At 63.1% G+C, this 14244-nt stretch carries 13 protein-coding genes; 8 read left to right on the forward strand and 5 right to left on the reverse strand.

The window, feature by feature from the left end; translation table 11 throughout:
- Nucleotides 1-289: 289 nt before the first annotated feature.
- The 4 genes from ispE to VT84_RS03945 all read left to right on the forward strand — a co-directional run bounded on the left by ispE (nt 290) and on the right by VT84_RS03945 (nt 4642).
- Nucleotides 290-1246 carry a 4-(cytidine 5'-diphospho)-2-C-methyl-D-erythritol kinase gene (gene ispE / locus VT84_RS03930; protein ID WP_082838585.1) on the forward strand — a complete coding sequence of 319 codons (957 nt, stop codon included), beginning with the start codon at nt 290-292 and terminating at the stop codon, nt 1244-1246.
- Nucleotides 1247-1267: 21 nt separating this feature from the next.
- On the forward strand, nt 1268-1852 hold the full coding sequence (locus VT84_RS03935; protein ID WP_052553244.1) for a SpoVG family protein: 585 nt from the start codon (nt 1268-1270) through the stop codon (nt 1850-1852).
- A 404-nt stretch (nt 1853-2256) separates the two neighbouring features.
- Nucleotides 2257-3231 carry a TIGR02996 domain-containing protein gene (locus tag VT84_RS03940; RefSeq protein ID WP_082838586.1) on the forward strand — a complete coding sequence of 325 codons (975 nt, stop codon included), beginning with the start codon at nt 2257-2259 and terminating at the stop codon, nt 3229-3231.
- Nucleotides 3232-3343: 112 nt separating this feature from the next.
- Entirely contained in the window at nt 3344-4642 is a 1299-nt protein-coding gene (locus VT84_RS03945; protein ID WP_082838587.1) for a hypothetical protein, read from the forward strand.
- 9 nt (nt 4643-4651) lie between these two features.
- Here VT84_RS03945 and VT84_RS03950 read toward each other — a convergent pair whose 3' ends face one another.
- Nucleotides 4652-5497 (reverse strand): hypothetical protein, encoded by an 846-nt coding sequence (locus VT84_RS03950; protein WP_082838588.1) that lies wholly within the window; start codon nt 5495-5497, stop codon nt 4652-4654.
- Nucleotides 5498-6510: 1013 nt separating this feature from the next.
- Between VT84_RS03950 and VT84_RS03955 the strand changes: the two genes are divergently transcribed.
- Nucleotides 6511-7185 (forward strand): hypothetical protein, encoded by a 675-nt coding sequence (locus VT84_RS03955; RefSeq protein WP_082838589.1) that lies wholly within the window; start codon nt 6511-6513, stop codon nt 7183-7185.
- 48 nt (nt 7186-7233) lie between these two features.
- On the opposite strand, the gene VT84_RS03960 is transcribed toward VT84_RS03955, so the two are convergent.
- Nucleotides 7234-7890, reverse strand: a complete 657-nt coding sequence (locus tag VT84_RS03960) for a HEAT repeat domain-containing protein (protein ID WP_052553233.1) — start codon at nt 7888-7890, stop codon at nt 7234-7236.
- 339 nt (nt 7891-8229) lie between these two features.
- On the opposite strand from VT84_RS03960, the gene VT84_RS03965 reads away from it, so the two are divergent.
- A complete protein-coding gene (locus VT84_RS03965) occupies nt 8230-9225 on the forward strand; it encodes an ROK family protein (RefSeq protein ID WP_082838590.1) in 996 nt (331 codons plus the stop codon).
- 80 nt (nt 9226-9305) lie between these two features.
- On the forward strand, nt 9306-9749 hold the full coding sequence (locus VT84_RS03970) for a hypothetical protein (protein WP_052553226.1): 444 nt from the start codon (nt 9306-9308) through the stop codon (nt 9747-9749).
- Nucleotides 9750-9752: 3 nt separating this feature from the next.
- On the opposite strand, the gene VT84_RS03975 is transcribed toward VT84_RS03970, so the two are convergent.
- Complete coding sequence (locus tag VT84_RS03975) at nt 9753-10019, reverse strand: WD40 repeat domain-containing protein (protein WP_082838591.1); 267 nt, start codon at nt 10017-10019, stop codon at nt 9753-9755.
- 184 nt (nt 10020-10203) lie between these two features.
- On the opposite strand from VT84_RS03975, the gene VT84_RS03980 reads away from it, so the two are divergent.
- Entirely contained in the window at nt 10204-10977 is a 774-nt protein-coding gene (locus tag VT84_RS03980) for a WD40 repeat domain-containing protein (RefSeq protein WP_162271579.1), read from the forward strand.
- Between the two features lie 73 nt (nt 10978-11050).
- Here the strand turns inward: VT84_RS03980 and VT84_RS03985 are convergent, their stop codons facing one another.
- Nucleotides 11051-12751, reverse strand: a complete 1701-nt coding sequence (locus VT84_RS03985) for a sigma-70 family RNA polymerase sigma factor (protein ID WP_082838593.1) — start codon at nt 12749-12751, stop codon at nt 11051-11053.
- An 88-nt stretch (nt 12752-12839) separates the two neighbouring features.
- Nucleotides 12840-14051, reverse strand: a complete 1212-nt coding sequence (locus VT84_RS03990; protein WP_082838594.1) for a hemolysin family protein — start codon at nt 14049-14051, stop codon at nt 12840-12842.
- Nucleotides 14052-14244: the final 193 nt, after the last annotated feature.

The raw sequence follows: 14244 nt of genomic DNA on the forward strand, positions 1-14244 counted from the left end.
TTCCTGTGCGGAGTGCGGCGATCTGAGCAACAACGAGCGTAGAACGGATTCCGGACCGGTGTAGGGGTGAGGCAAAATTCCGTTCCGAACCCCTGATCTGGTACGGTGAAAGGCACAATTCGCCCAAATCCCCCTCTTGACGCACCCGGAATCTTCGTTTAACGTTCGCTCTCAGCTTAAAGTGCCCGTTGACCGCAAACCGCGGGCGCTTCTTAATTGCCGGCAGCACGGACTCGATTCGCACCCACGGATGGGCCGCTCCCCTCGCCGGTGAGTTGCCCCGACACCAATGACGCGCTCAAGCGCCCCGACTCCGCAAGCGGACCCGCTACCGGTCCATCCGGCGTTTTTCGCCGGGTCGGATGCCGTCGTTCTTGCCGCACCCGCAAAACTCAATCTGTTCCTGGAAATCCTCCGCAAGCGCCCGGACGGCTACCACGACCTCGAATCCCTTATGGTCGCGGTGAGCCTGTTCGACACGCTCGAAATGCGTGCCGCGCCGAACGGTGAAATCACTCTTACATGCGATCCGGCGACGCTCTCAACCGGCCCGGACAATCTCGTTCACAAAGCGGCAGCCGCCCTGCGCACACGGGCCAACCGACCCGATCTCGGGGCCGTTATTCACCTCACGAAGCGCATTCCCACGCAGGCCGGTTTGGGCGGCGGATCGAGCGACGCGGCGGCCGCGATCGTGGGCTTGAATCAAATCTGGAAATTGGCGCTGACACGCGAAGAACTTGTCGCTATTGCCGCGTTCATTGGTTCGGACGTGGCGTTCTTCCTCTCGCTGCCGGCCGCATGGTGTACCGGGCGCGGGGAGATCACGACACCGGAACCGGTTGATCGCGGCGCGGGTGTGGGGCCGTACTTCGTGCTGGTGTTCCCTCCCGTGGGGATCAGCACGGTGGGCGTGTACCGGCGCCTCACGGTCCCGCAGGAGCCGGTGAGCGGCGGGCGCGTGCGTGCGGCGTTCCGGGCGCGCGACGCGGCGGCCCTGGGCGCGGCGATGTTCAACCGGTTGGAAGAACCGGCCTTCGCGATCGAGCCGGTCGTGGGCCGCATCCGGGAGCGCCTGGGCCGCTTGAACCCGGCCGGGGCGATGATGTCCGGCAGCGGCTCGACGGTCTTCGCCCCCTGTCGCGACGCCCGTGAAGCACACAGTGTGGCCGCGGCCTTTACGGACTCGCGCCCGGCCGACGAACCCGAATCTCGCGTACTCGTAGTTCACGGTTTTACCCCCTGATCCCGCTGAAGGAGACGTGCGGTGGTCATCACGGAAGTTCGCATCAAGTTGTGTGAGGAGAACAACGAGCGCCTGCTCGCGTTCTGCTCGGTCACCTTCGACAACGCCTTCGTCGTCCGGGATTTGAAGGTCATCGAGGGGACCAAGGGCGTGTTCGTGGCCATGCCGAGCCGCAAGCTCACCGACCGGTGCTGTCGGTGCAGCGGCAAGAACCACCTGCGGGCGCGGTTCTGCAACCAGTGCGGCACGCGGCTCGACGACCAGCGCGCGATGCGTGCTGTTGACGGGCGCGCGAAATTGCACGCGGACATCGCGCACCCGATCCACAGCGGCGCCCGCGAGCTGATCCAGGCGGCCGTGGTGGAGGCCTACTCGAAGGAGAAGGAGCGCTCGAAGCTCCCGGGCTACGTCTGCACCTACGACGAGTTCGACTTCGACGACGACGTCCCCATGAGCTACGGCGGCATGGTGACCGAGATGGGCAAGACGGTCAAAGCGCACGGCCCGCACGCGGCCCCGAAGGGCACGCACTTCCACGGCGCCGACGCACCGGCCCCCGTCGCCAAGAGCGGACGGCCCGACGATTTCGCGTCCGGGATCGTGTGACTTGCAGATGTACAAAAACTAAAAGCCCCAGGTAAAACCTGGGGCTTTTGCGTTTGAGTTGTGGTGAGGTCTACTATTCGACCTGGATTGTGGAAGGCTCACGGCACTGCCGCCCGGAGGGGGAATTCCCCTTCAGTGGAACCACGACTCGCGGGGTTGTCCCAGACCACTGAAGGGGAATTCCCCCTCCGGGCGAAAGCGGTGCTGGAACAGCCTTCCTCAAGCCGCATTCCTGACCATTCGCTCGGCTGACGCAACATCAGCCTGGTGCAAAGCACCGAGCTAAACACACACCAACAACACCCCCGCAGCGTACCCCGATGCGCACTCATGTACAAGCACCGTAGCGGGATCGCGGCAGAACTTTCGCTCCGCTCTTTTCCTCTCGTTCGTGAGAGGCGATCATGTCTTCAGCCATGCTCCACACGAACGACGATTTCCTAAACGCGATCCGGGCCGAACCGCACGAGCGCACGCTGCGCCTCGTCTACGCGGACTGGCTCGACGAACACAACGACCCGCGCGGCGAACTGATCCGCGCCGAAGAGGAGATGCGGCAGGTACCGGTGTTCGCCGATCGGTTCTGGGAACTGAAACCGCGCCGCAACGAACTCCGCACAATGGCCGGCTCGGAGTGGTGCGCGCTCATGAAGTACGGCACCGAGTGCGAACCGGTGTTCTGGCACGGCATCCCGGACGGCTGGCGCGAGCGCTGGCGACTGATCCGCGAGTTCACAGAACGCTGGCACTGTGTTCCGATGCCAGACGTTGGTGGTCGGCAATCCGAGATCGCCGAAGTGGAAGCGCGATTGAGAAGGAGGTTACCGCCATCGGTACGGGAATGGATCTCCTTTGGAAGAGATGCTTCGGGTGGTATCGATAACTCCTTTATGTTTGGTGGCGTGTTTGAAGTTGAGGCAACGCCGAATGCGTCGGCTATTTCTGTGGTGGACCTTCACCAAGGGCACCGTTGGGGCATTCGGCAGATCGATGGTTGCGTGCCCGACCCACCCGTTTATTTCTTTGAATGGCCTTACGGATTGAATGTTGGCGTACCAGACCGCCTTCTTGCGCAATCGGTGACAGACGCCATTTTTCACATGCTCATGACGTACCCTGCTCGCGTGTCTCAGTGTCGCTTTTACCGCCCACAAGGTGTCGATCTCCTTGCTGATCTCGAACGACATTTTCCGCGGCCTACGATGTGGAGCACGACTCGTATTTTTGAGACAAATAACGCCATAGTTACACACAAGGAATTGGGTGGCGAACAGGAAGCCCACGTATCACTGCGTGTTGCTTCACAAGCCTCGCGAGAATCCCTCCCCGCCTTTCTGCGCAAATTTATCCTCGATCCCAATAATTCGGTCCCCTTCTAATCAGCATCGGCTTAGAAATAAGACTTTACTGTCCACTTTCGTCTGCTACACTTCCTTTGTACCTGCCGAATCGCCCTCCTGCCTGTTCGCTCTTCCGCTTCGAGGTCGGCTCATGCTCCGACTCACGTTCTCGATTGTCGCCACGTGTGTTGTTGCGCCGCCGGTGACTGCGCAGATTGATGAACTCGAACGCGAGCCGATCAACTACAAGACCGCACGGGCTGAGAACGCCGTCACCGCACTTCAGAAGCGGATCACGGCCGGTCAGGTGAAGCTCAAGTTTGCGGAAGACCACGGGTACTTACCGGCACTCCTCAAAGAACTGAACGTGCCGCAATCGTCACAGATCCTCGTCTTCTCCAAGACCAGTTTCCAGCGCGAGCGGATCACGCCCAAAACGCCGCGTGCGCTCTACTTCAACGACGACGTTTATGTCGGCTTCTGCCTGCGCGGGGACGTGCTCGAACTGTCCGCGGTCGATACCAACATCGGCACCGCGTTCTACACGCTCGACCAAGAACCGGAACTGGACGGCAAGGTCGAGTTCCTCCGCCAGCGCGACAGTTGCCTCACTTGTCACGCCTCCAACGCGACGGGCGGCGCGCCGGGGCACCTCGTGCGCTCCGTGTTCACCGATCGCGTCGGGATGCCGCTCCTCAACGCGGGCACGTTCCGGACGAATCACTCCAGTCCGTTTGCGGAGCGCTGGGGCGGGTGGTACGTGACGGGCACGCACGGGAAGCAGAAACACATGGGCAACTGGGTCGTCGAGAACAAGAAAGACCCGGCGGCCGAAGGAAACGCGACCGGCCAGAACGTGACCGAACTGAAGTCGCGGTTCACGGTCGCGAACTACCTCACCCCGCACAGCGACATCGTCGCGCTGATGGTCTACGAGCACCAAACGGAGGGGCACAATCGCCTCGCCCGCGCGCTGATCGGCACCAAGCAAGCGCATCACTACGAAGAAACGCTGAACAAGAACCTCGGTGAACCGGTTGGTCACAGGTGGGAGAGCGCCCAGCGCCGGATCGCGTCCGCGGGCGACGAATTGGCGAAATACCTGCTGTTCAGCGGGGAGGCGAAACTGGAAGGCCCGGTCGAGGGCACGTCGGCGTTCGCGAAAGAGTTCGCGGCGCGCGGACCGTTCGACAAGCAGGGGCGTTCGCTCCGCGAATTTGATCTCAAGGCCCGGCTATTCAAGTACCCGTGCAGTTACCTCATTTACTCGACGGGTTTCGCCAAACTGCCGAAAGAAGTGAAGGACCACACTCTGAAGCGGCTCCACGACGTGCTCACAGAGAAGGATACCTCCGCACCGTTCGCGCACCTGACCGCGGCCGATCGCGAGGCAGTGCTCGAAATCCTCCGCGACACACTCCCGGACTTGCCGGATTACTGGAAGAAGTAACGCAGGCGCTCACCCTGTTGCTTCGCGCTGCCACGAAGTGCCCCACGGCGGCGCGACACCCACCCAGTTCCAAAACGCTTCTGCGATCCGGCGCTGGATCTCGTGTTCCATGTTCGTATCGCCCAGCGCGCGGTCAACGTGATTCACCAGCCCGTCGGTGCCGACTTCCAGTGCGACCCATTCGCCCGTCGGTTTCTGGAGTAAATCAACGCACCCGAACGATTCGAGTAGACCGGTCGCATGCAGTGCGGCCCGCGCCACCGCGATCGCTGCGTCTGGCGCAGCGCCCGCACGCTCGTACTGCGCCCCGCGAGCGTGTGCCACCCACGGCGAAGTGGTCGCGCCGGCCGGGTATCGGCGCGCCATCCAGCCGAACGTTGTGCCCCCAGCAGCGTAAATCCGGTACACCTCCGGTCGCTCTAATCGCACGAATTCTTGCACCACGAACGGCGCCGGCCACCATTTGGGCGGTGCCGCGTCGGTCAGCATCCGGTGCCCGCTCGCGCCGCTCGCGGTGGGAAACTTCAGGCACCACTCTGTGTCCGCGCGAGACGCCCGGAATTGCTGCACCGCGCCCCACGTGTCGAAGAGGTGCGTTTCGGGACTCGGCACTCCGTGCCGAGCGAAGGCTTCCGCCGCCCGGCGCTTGTCGCCCGCAAGCGCGATCGCATCGAGCGGAACAAACGACGCGCAGCCGTTCGGTAACGGAACGGAATCCGCAAAGAGCACGTAATTGAACCGTCGCGGCTCGGGTGACACGTCCACCCACAGCGCGGCAGCGAGTTCGCGTGCGAGCGGCTCGAACGCCCACGCCCCGTCCCCACCACACAACACGCAACAATCAAACGGTGTCATAACCGAACCATAACTACCGATTCGTGAAGTAGTTCCCACGAGTATAGGGGCACGGGTTTCACGGCGGAAGCACTCTACAGGGCGGTTTAGTTCTCGCGTAGCGGGGTGCGGTAGTGGAGTAGTCGGAGTGCTTCACAAGGGGTAGATCGTGAATCGCCGAAGTGCGGTCGCGACGTTGGTAATTTGGGCGCGCACGTGGTTTGAGACGTTCCGGTGCGCGCTCGGACGTGCGGATTGTTCCCACACCGAATCCGGCCCACGTCCTCACCGCGGGTGACGTCGCGGACCCGGTGTCGGTTGTTCTCAACGGACCAATGGTTGCGGTTCCGTTGCCGTCGTCGAGCCGCGCCGGGGGCCCACGGGTGCGGACTGGTGATTCCGTGGCCGTCTCCTGTTCGGTGTGCCCGTCCGAGAACCGGCGCATCCGGTGGAGTTGGAACACTTAGGCGAGGTCGGGCAGGGGACTGTCAGGGTGCGGGCCTAGCCCCGACCGTGTCCCTTGTTGGTGGCGGTATCCCTGCTCAGCGGCCCATCGGGGCTGTTGGTGGGGAAAAAAGCCGACGACGCGGCGAACGTACAGGCGATGTCGTCGTGCAGTGTGGGCTGGTTGTCCTTGACCGTGAACGGGTACTCGCCCTCAATTACGGCGCCGCACGTCCTTCAGACAGAACATGGTGACCACGGTGCCCTCGATGGCAAGACGCCCAAGAGCCCAGCGCGGCCTCGTACAGCGAACGCGCGGGCACCGGACACTTCGGGCCGAAGGAGCGCCCCGTCTATCCAACAAGCCCGCTCGCGCCAAGGTGGCACGAGGAACGCCCCTGGGCTCTAAGGGAATGGCCCTTGTCGCCGCATTCAAAAACAAAAACTGCCCTGGACGGGACGCACCGTTTGTGGCATGGGCGACACACTTCCCGCGCAAAATTTTTGAAGAGAGATGCTCCGGCCATGTCCCTATTCCGGTGCGGTATCGTGTCGCGATCCGCGTAGGGGGCAAGCATCGGGAACCCGCTATGAAATCGCTCGTGTCCCGACTGGCCCCGTTCGTCAGTCTCGGGTTCGTGGTCGCCTACGGGTGCCACACCACAAAACCGGCCCCCACCCCGCGCAATTCGGCGCAGCAGTTCAACCTGCAAGCCACGAGGGTGGATTACGTCGACTCGGACGCCTTCGACCTGCTTTTTGAAACGACACTGCTCAACGCGCCGCCGGTCGTCGTGGTGCAGACCGACCACGACAAACCGGAATGGGGGGCGCGACTCAACGCCTGGATCGCGGCCTGGAACGCGGGCCGGCGCACCGAGGGCTTCCGGATTCGAGGGCAGATCCCCGGCGCCCCGGGCGTGGTCGTGGACGGTGACAGCATTCGGGAGTTCCGCTTACTGATCGACGGGTTAATGAACCGCGCCGAGGAATCGGCCCGAACGGGAACCCGCTGGTGGGCCGAAAAGCACTTGCGCGACCGCCGCGTCGCGCTGCTCAAGCCGTACAGCCTCCGGTTCCACCTCGACGCCAACGAGCGCATCCAACTCATCTTCTTCCACGGCGATTTCGCCGCGCAACACGAAAACGTCGTCCGCGCGCTGGCCAACCCCACGGGGGACGAATCTTTGGAGTGGGCGCCCGATTTCTACTGTTGCTCCCGAAGCAAGGAATCGACGAAGAGTAAAAGGCTCACGAGGAATTAGGACGAGCGCTCTAAGACCGTCTTTTCACCCTTCTTTTTCCGGACGGAGTCAGTTCACGGCCATCGCGAGCGGGACGAATTCGGTGGTTCTGGCCAATTCGTCTTCGGCCACGACAACACGAATCGCTTCGGCCACTTCGTTATCGTCTGGTGCGATGTGGGTCAGCACCTTTGCACACCGAGAGCGGAAATCGGCGTCCGCATTGCGCAAACCAACCAGGAGCACCGGGACGGCTTCGTTCCCGATGCGCTTGAGTGCGGTCGCGGCCACCACGCGGCTGCGGGTTTCCGGTTCGGACAACAGGTTGACCAATCCTTGTGCTCCCGGACCTGCGGCCGGTCCGAGGCGCCCGAGTGTCCCGGCACAGTCGCGGCGCACGCTGGTGTCAATGTCGCGCAGACCGATCACGAGAGCGGGAACAGCGGGAATGGCTTGAGCGCCGAAGTCCCCCAGCGCCCGGGCCGCCCGGCGCCGAACGCGGGCCGAAGCGTCGCGCAGCCCCTTCGCTAGAGCCGTGACCCGCTTGGGAGCGGGCACCGGTAACTCGGCGAGCGCGACCACGGCCAGCTCGCGCACTTGCGGGTTCGGGTTGTTTTGGGCTTCAAGGAGCACATCGTAGGCCACGTTCGTCTGCGCGTCTGGCAACCCGTGGACGAGGATGGTGAAGACCAGCTTGTGCATCACTTGCGGCGTGAGCGGTTCCATAATGTGCGCTTCTGGGCGGGGCGACCAGCGGGCGATCGCAGGGGATGTTCCTTCTGGCAACCGTAGATCACTACCGAACGAAAGAGCGCCCCGACTCGAATGATTTGCGCCCCGAAGCGCGGGTAGTTAACACTCTGGGATCGGCGCTAACACACGTTAACGTCTTCACCTGTCACAACCTGGTGCTATCGGTACAACTTGTGGAAAGTGTTTGCTATTTCGCGTTTCGCGGTTTGTATTTCGCTCCCCGCACCGTATTCCCGGGAGCGGGATGAAGGCTACACATGAAATCCCGGCGCGAAATACGCACATACATAAACGCAGTTAACTGAGGCAATAATGGCCGCACAGGAAAATTTCGTCGGTTTAGACGTGGGCGGAACCACGATGAAGGCCGCCGTTGTAACGAGCGACGGGCGCCCACTGTCCGCGCCGGTGGTGATGGACACCAATCCCGAGCGTGGGCAGGAGGAGGGGCTGGAAACGATGTGCGCGACGATCCGCAAAGCGATCGAAGCCGCCAACCTCACTCTCGCCGACATTACCGCGATCGGGGTCGCGACACCGGGGCTAATGGACATCAAAGCGGGTCTGATTCTCGACCCGCCGAACCTGAAGCCGTGGAAGAACGTTCCGGTGCGGGACCACGTTGCGAAGGCATTCAACAAGCCGACCGCATATCAGAACGATGCGAATGCCGCGGCCTACGGCGAGTTCTGGGTGGGGGCCGCCAGTGACGCGAAAAGCATGGTACTGTTCACTTTGGGGACCGGCGTCGGCGGGGGGATCATCCTCGATGACACAATCATTGAGGGCGAGCACAGCCACGGTGGGGAATTGGGGCACTTGCGGATCGCGATGCCCGACACCGGTCGGCAGTGCGGGTGCGGCGCACGCGGGTGCCTCGAAGCTTACGCGAGCGCGACTAACGTGGTTCGCCGGGCACGCGAGGACATGGCGTGCTGGCGCGGACCGGCGAGCAAGTTGCGCGACTACTACACGGCCAACGATGAAGATTTCACCGCGAAGGTGATCTTCCGGCACGCGGCCGAGGGCGACGAACTGGCTCAGAAGGTGGTGGACGACACCGCTTATTATCTGGCACTCGGAGCGTGTGCGGTGATCGCGGCCGTGGACCCGGAGATGATCGTGTACGGGGGCGGAATGGTCGCCGCGGGCGAGTGGTTCCGGTCGAAGATCGATGTGTACGTGAAGCGCTTCGGCCTCCCGTTCCCGACGAAGAACGTGAAGATCGGGTTCGCGAGCCTCGGTTCGGACGCGGGGTTCATTGGCGCTGCGGGGTGTGCCCGCTTGTTGGTTCAACGAAAAGCGTAAGGCGTCGCTCTCCTCTCCGAAGGGTTTAACGGGTACCGTTCCCCATCTCGCCGGGTGGGGATCGAATGTGGAGAGCGGACATGGCCGCGTGGGACGAGTTCGACCGGCCGAGTTACGAGCGCCCGGTCGAAGGGTTGAAGCGGATCGCCCGTTACCACCGGTGGCTGATTGCGGTCGTGCTGGCACAACTCGCGCTGTGGGCCGGGTTCATCGCGCTGACCGTTCTGGCACGGGGGCGCGAACCGGACATGCAATTCCCGTTCGTTCTCACGCTCATCCTCGGTGGCGTCGGCGGGATCTTCGTTTTCCTGTTGTCGTGGGAGTTACGGGGCGCGTTCGCCGCGCTCGTCTTCGGTTTCGCGACAGTCGTGCCCTGTATGGGGTTACTCGTCCTCACACTGGTGAGCGGGTACGCGACGGCCGAGTTGCGCAAACACGGAGTGAAGGTCGGGATACTCGGCGCGAGTCTCGCCGATATCGACGAGCGCCCGTCGCTCTACGACGACGAGGACGCGGGCTGGTGACCGTCATTTCTTTGGCTTTTGCGCCGTAATGAGCGCCTCAATGTCCCAACGGTAACCGAGGCCGGTTCCACCGAACGTGAACGCGCTCTTCCCGTCTGAACTGAACGCGACGGCGTCTATCTGGAAACCGTTCTCCAATTTGGCAAGCCGTTTACCGGTGCGGGTATCCCAGAGTGCCACGAACCAGCCGTTGAGTGCTGCCGCGAGTAGCTGCTTCCCGTCTGGTGAAAGGGCCAGGGCGCGAATCGAGTGCCCTCTGCTGCGCCACAAAACGCTCGGGGCTCATGAGGCGGTAGAGGTGGAGGTTTAGTGCAGGACGCTGTCGGGCAACGAATTGCGACCAGCCTCCACCTCTACCGCCTCATGAGCCACGGCTCGGAACAATCTCGTAACGAACGGACTGTTCCCACTAACGGACCAGCGCACCATTCTCGTTCCCTGCTCACCGGGCTGGGTGCGGGTCTTCGACCGGCACACCGGGCGGGAGCGAACGGTACCAAACCGGTACCACGACGCGACCACGTTCGCGCTTTCGCCGGATGACGCATTTGTCGCGGTCGGCGATTCGAGCGGCCGGCTCGATTTGCTCGATGCGACCACCGGCGAGCCGGTACGCACGATCCGCGAAAAGGGTGAACCGGTACTGAAGTTGGTGTTCAGCCCGGACAGTTTGGCACTTGGGATAGGCGAAGGGGACTACCAAAACGAACAGACCAAACACCGCGCCGCGGTCCGCGCATTCGAGATACCCAACGGAAAAGAGTTGTGGTCGCGGCCCTGGGATACCCGGGAGAAAACGGCGTGGTCCGTGTGGCCGCTGGGGTTCACGACCGGGAACCGGACGGTCATCGCTCGGTACCCGGAAAATGCCAGTGTGTGGCACACCAGGACCGGAAAAGAGCACGCCAAATTAGCGGTCAAGAGCTTCCGCGCGGTCACCAATTCGGACGGGCGGTGGCTCGCGGCCGACGAACACGGTGAGATCCTCATACTCGACGTGGCCACCGGAAAAGAAAAACACCGTATCGAGGTCGATCACGAAGAAAGGGAGCACAAGCGGCGCGTCGGCGATGCACTGTTCGCTTGGGCCACCGATAACCGAACGCTCGCCACGACGTTACCCGAAGATCACGTCTGCATCATCAACCCACTCGACGGCACCGTTCGCGCGCGATTCGACGTGCATTCCGAGAACGCTACCGACGCGATAAAGAGCGTTGGCTCATGAGGCGGTAGAGGTGGAGGCTGGTCGCAATTCGTTGCCCGACAGCGTCCTGCACTAAACCTCCACCTCTACCGCCTCATGAGCCCCGAGCCGTTAACCGTGGCCGTTCTTGAAACGTGTTCATGTCCCACCGGATAATCTCACCACCCGGGACTTGGAGCCACACTTCGTTACCGTCCGGTGTCAGGCCGCCGCGGTGCTCGGTCAGGGTCGCGGTGGGTTCTGCCGCGGGTGCGCGGAATCGTTTCACGAGTGCGCGCTTCGCGACGTCCCAAACTTCGATCTCGGTAGTGTTCACCGGGGCGAGCACGAGCCGCTTTGCGTCCGGGGTGAACGACACCCGCGGCCACCACCCAACGTCGGAACTGAAGGTGTGCAAGTCCGTTCCGGTTACCGCATCGCCCAGTACGAGAGCCGGCTCGGTCCGGTTGAGGTGACGGACGAAATGCTTCGCATCGGGCGACAGGGCAATCGTGCATGGTGCGGTCACCGACCGCTTCTCGTCGCCCGTATTCGGGTCAAAAAAGCGGAGCTTTTCCTTGTCCGAGAGGGCCAGCAACCCGTCCGGGGTGAACGCGCAAAATGCCTGCCACCGCCAGCGATCGCGGCCGTCGAACCGGTGCATCAGTTTGTCACTCTTCAGATCCCAAACAAATGCGAACCGCCCGTTCTGGGTGTAGGCGAGCTGGTTGCCGTCGGGAGAAAATACGAGGACATCTCTGTAAGCCCACGTCCCGCCGGCCCCATCGGTGGGGAACGTTTTCAACAACCGCCATGTTGCCGTTTCGTAGATTTGAACGCCCGCCCCGTTGGCAACGGCCAGGCGCGCGCCGTCCGGCGATAGAGTGGCGCAGTCGATGCCGCCCAGTGCGCGGAAGCGCGTACCTCCGAACCGGGCCGTAACACCTGCTGGCAGGGGAACGGCGGGATCGTCCGAGGGGCGGCCCGGCGCGGTAAGCGTGCGCGGGGGAGGGGCAATTTCAGGTGGCGCGTGTCCGGCCGACACGAAGGCGAGGCCGCACGCCGCTACGATCGCGGTGGTCGCGAACGACGCTATTCGCGACACCCCGGCCGTGCGTGTACCCGTTCCTTTTGCGGTTTTGATCGCAGCCGCCGCGAGCGATCGAGGAACGTCGGCCCGGAGGCCATTGGGCACCAGAACCGCAGTCGCGGCCAATACGGGAGCCAACCCGCGGCGCGTGAGCCGTGTACGGAGCAATTCACGGCCCACACCGAGTCGGCGCTTGAGGGTGTTCAGCGACGTGCCGAGTTTCGCGGCGGCTTCGTCCTGTGTCAGCCCGTCGAGCCAGCACAACACCACCGGTCCGCGGAACTTTTTCGGCAGTGCGTCGAGTTCTTCGTCCAGCACGCGACGCACGTCACCCCACGACACGTTTGCGAACGGGTCGGTCGGGTCCGCGGGTTCGCTCGCCGTCGTTGTGGCAATTGGCCCCGAAGTGCGCTGAGTGAGTGCCTTGCGAGCCGTGCGCAGTGCGACGCGGTGGAGCCACGCGGGTAACGTGCGAGCGTCGCGAAAGGAACGGGCTTGTCGCGCGAGCGCGAGGAACACGGCTTGAAATGCGTCGTCCACTTCAACAGACGGTCCGAGGACGCGGCGGCACACGCCCAGTACGAGCGGCCCGAACTGCTGAACCAGTCCGGCGAATGCTTCCGGGTCGCTCGTCTTCGCGAACTGCGTCAACAGTTCTGCTGGGGACCGGGCGGCAATGTGATCGGTCAGGGCACGGCGGGCGATCTCGGCGGGCGTCGTGGGCATGTGGCACCTCGGAACGGCGAGTTACCTGACAGGTGCTCCGCGCCCGCGACAGCAGCCCAAGAAAATGGCGCCGAGTGCCACACGGGGATCAACTTCCGGCCGGCTTGTCGCGCGGTTCCGGGGCGCGCGGTTTCAACGGTTGGTGGGTGCCGGACTTGTTCGGCGCGCTGCCCGGGCGCCGGCGGGCGAGCTTCAGCTTCGGAACGGGTACGTCGTGCTCGTCCTCGATGTCGCCTACGATCTCTTCTAACACGTCTTCGAGGGTAATTAGCCCCAGCACTTTCCCTTCCGCGTCGCGCACGATCGCCATCGGGCGGTGCGATTTACGGAACAGGCGGAATGCGTTCGCGACCGGTTCGTCGGGGCTGAGGAACGTGGCCGGGTACAGTGCGTCTTCGAGCACTACCGCGCCGGACGTGCTGAACAGGAAGAACAAGTCCTTCGTGTTCACGATGCCGACGATTTTGTCCGGCGTGCCGTCGAAAACCGGCATGCGCGTGTGGGCGCCCAGCCGGGCGATTTCGAGTACCCGGTCGGGCGAGGTGGACACGTCGAGCGCGGCCATTTTTTCGGCCGGTACCATGCAGTCGCGTACCACCTTGTCCGCGAGCGCGAACACGCCCAGCACCATGTCCGCGGCGTCCGGGTCGATCTCGCCCGCCTCTTCGCTGTCTTCGACCAACAGGCGCAACTCGTCTACGGTGTGAACTTCGCCCTCCTCACCGTCCCCGTGGTAGCCCAGGCGCCGGAGGAACCAGTTACTCGATCCGTTCATGAGCTGGATGATCGGCGACATTGCCCGCCCAAACAGGTAGACCGGCCGAGCCACCCACAACCCGACCCACTCGCTCTCTTGCAGCGCGGCGAGTTTCGGCATCTGCTCGCCGAACACGACGTGCATGTACGTGATGAGTGACAGCGTGATGAGAATAGAGAGCACCCGCGACCACTCGCCCGGGAGCCCCGACAGGAGCGGGTGAATGAGTCGGTGAATGGCCGGTTCGCTAACGAACCCGAGCGCGAGGCTGGCGACCGTGATCCCGAGTTGGCACGCGGCCACGCTCCGGTTCAGGTCGTTCACGGCCGCAAGTAAACCAGGGGCGCCGGGGCGCCCCTGGTTCACCAGTTCTTCGACTCGCGTTTTGCGAACCGCGACGAGCGCGAACTCGGCCGCGACAAAGAACCCGTTGATCGCAACCAATAGCGGTATCGCGACTAACCCCACGACCAGGAGCGCCTGGCTCATCTCGCCCTCGGCGTTGGCCAAAAGTGCGAGAGAATCAGCGGACCACGCAGCCACTTTGGAGGTTCCCTAAATCTTGAAGCGGCCCGGAACCGCACAGTGCGGCTTCGGGCGCTGAGTATTCTATCCGCGCCCGGCGCAGTGACCGAAACAGAAGCCGGACCGGGAGAAATGTCTACAAAACTGGGTCGCACAGGTTGGCACCGAGCGAAATAATGCCGAGGAACACTCCAAAAACGGTCGATATCCC

It is taken from the genome of Gemmata sp. SH-PL17 (assembly GCF_001610855.1).
GTDB classification, from domain to species: Bacteria; Planctomycetota; Planctomycetia; order Gemmatales; family Gemmataceae; genus Gemmata; species Gemmata massiliana.

What these genes read in the sequence shown, in the direction of transcription:
- VT84_RS03955 (WP_082838589.1), top strand. Translation starts at nt 6,511, where the DNA reads ATGAAATCGCTCGTGTCCCGACTGGCCCCGTTCGTCAGTCTCGGGTTC.
- VT84_RS03965 (WP_082838590.1), top strand. Translation starts at nt 8,230, where the DNA reads ATGGCCGCACAGGAAAATTTCGTCGGTTTAGACGTGGGCGGAACCACG.
- VT84_RS03960 (WP_052553233.1), bottom strand. Translation starts at nt 7,890, where the DNA reads ATGGAACCGCTCACGCCGCAAGTGATGCACAAGCTGGTCTTCACCATC.
- VT84_RS03985 (WP_082838593.1), bottom strand. Translation starts at nt 12,751, where the DNA reads ATGCCCACGACGCCCGCCGAGATCGCCCGCCGTGCCCTGACCGATCAC.
- VT84_RS03940 (WP_082838586.1), top strand. Translation starts at nt 2,257, where the DNA reads ATGTCTTCAGCCATGCTCCACACGAACGACGATTTCCTAAACGCGATC.
- VT84_RS03950 (WP_082838588.1), bottom strand. Translation starts at nt 5,497, where the DNA reads ATGACACCGTTTGATTGTTGCGTGTTGTGTGGTGGGGACGGGGCGTGG.
- VT84_RS03945 (WP_082838587.1), top strand. Translation starts at nt 3,344, where the DNA reads ATGCTCCGACTCACGTTCTCGATTGTCGCCACGTGTGTTGTTGCGCCG.
- VT84_RS03970 (WP_052553226.1), top strand. Translation starts at nt 9,306, where the DNA reads ATGGCCGCGTGGGACGAGTTCGACCGGCCGAGTTACGAGCGCCCGGTC.
- ispE (WP_082838585.1), top strand. Translation starts at nt 290, where the DNA reads ATGACGCGCTCAAGCGCCCCGACTCCGCAAGCGGACCCGCTACCGGTC.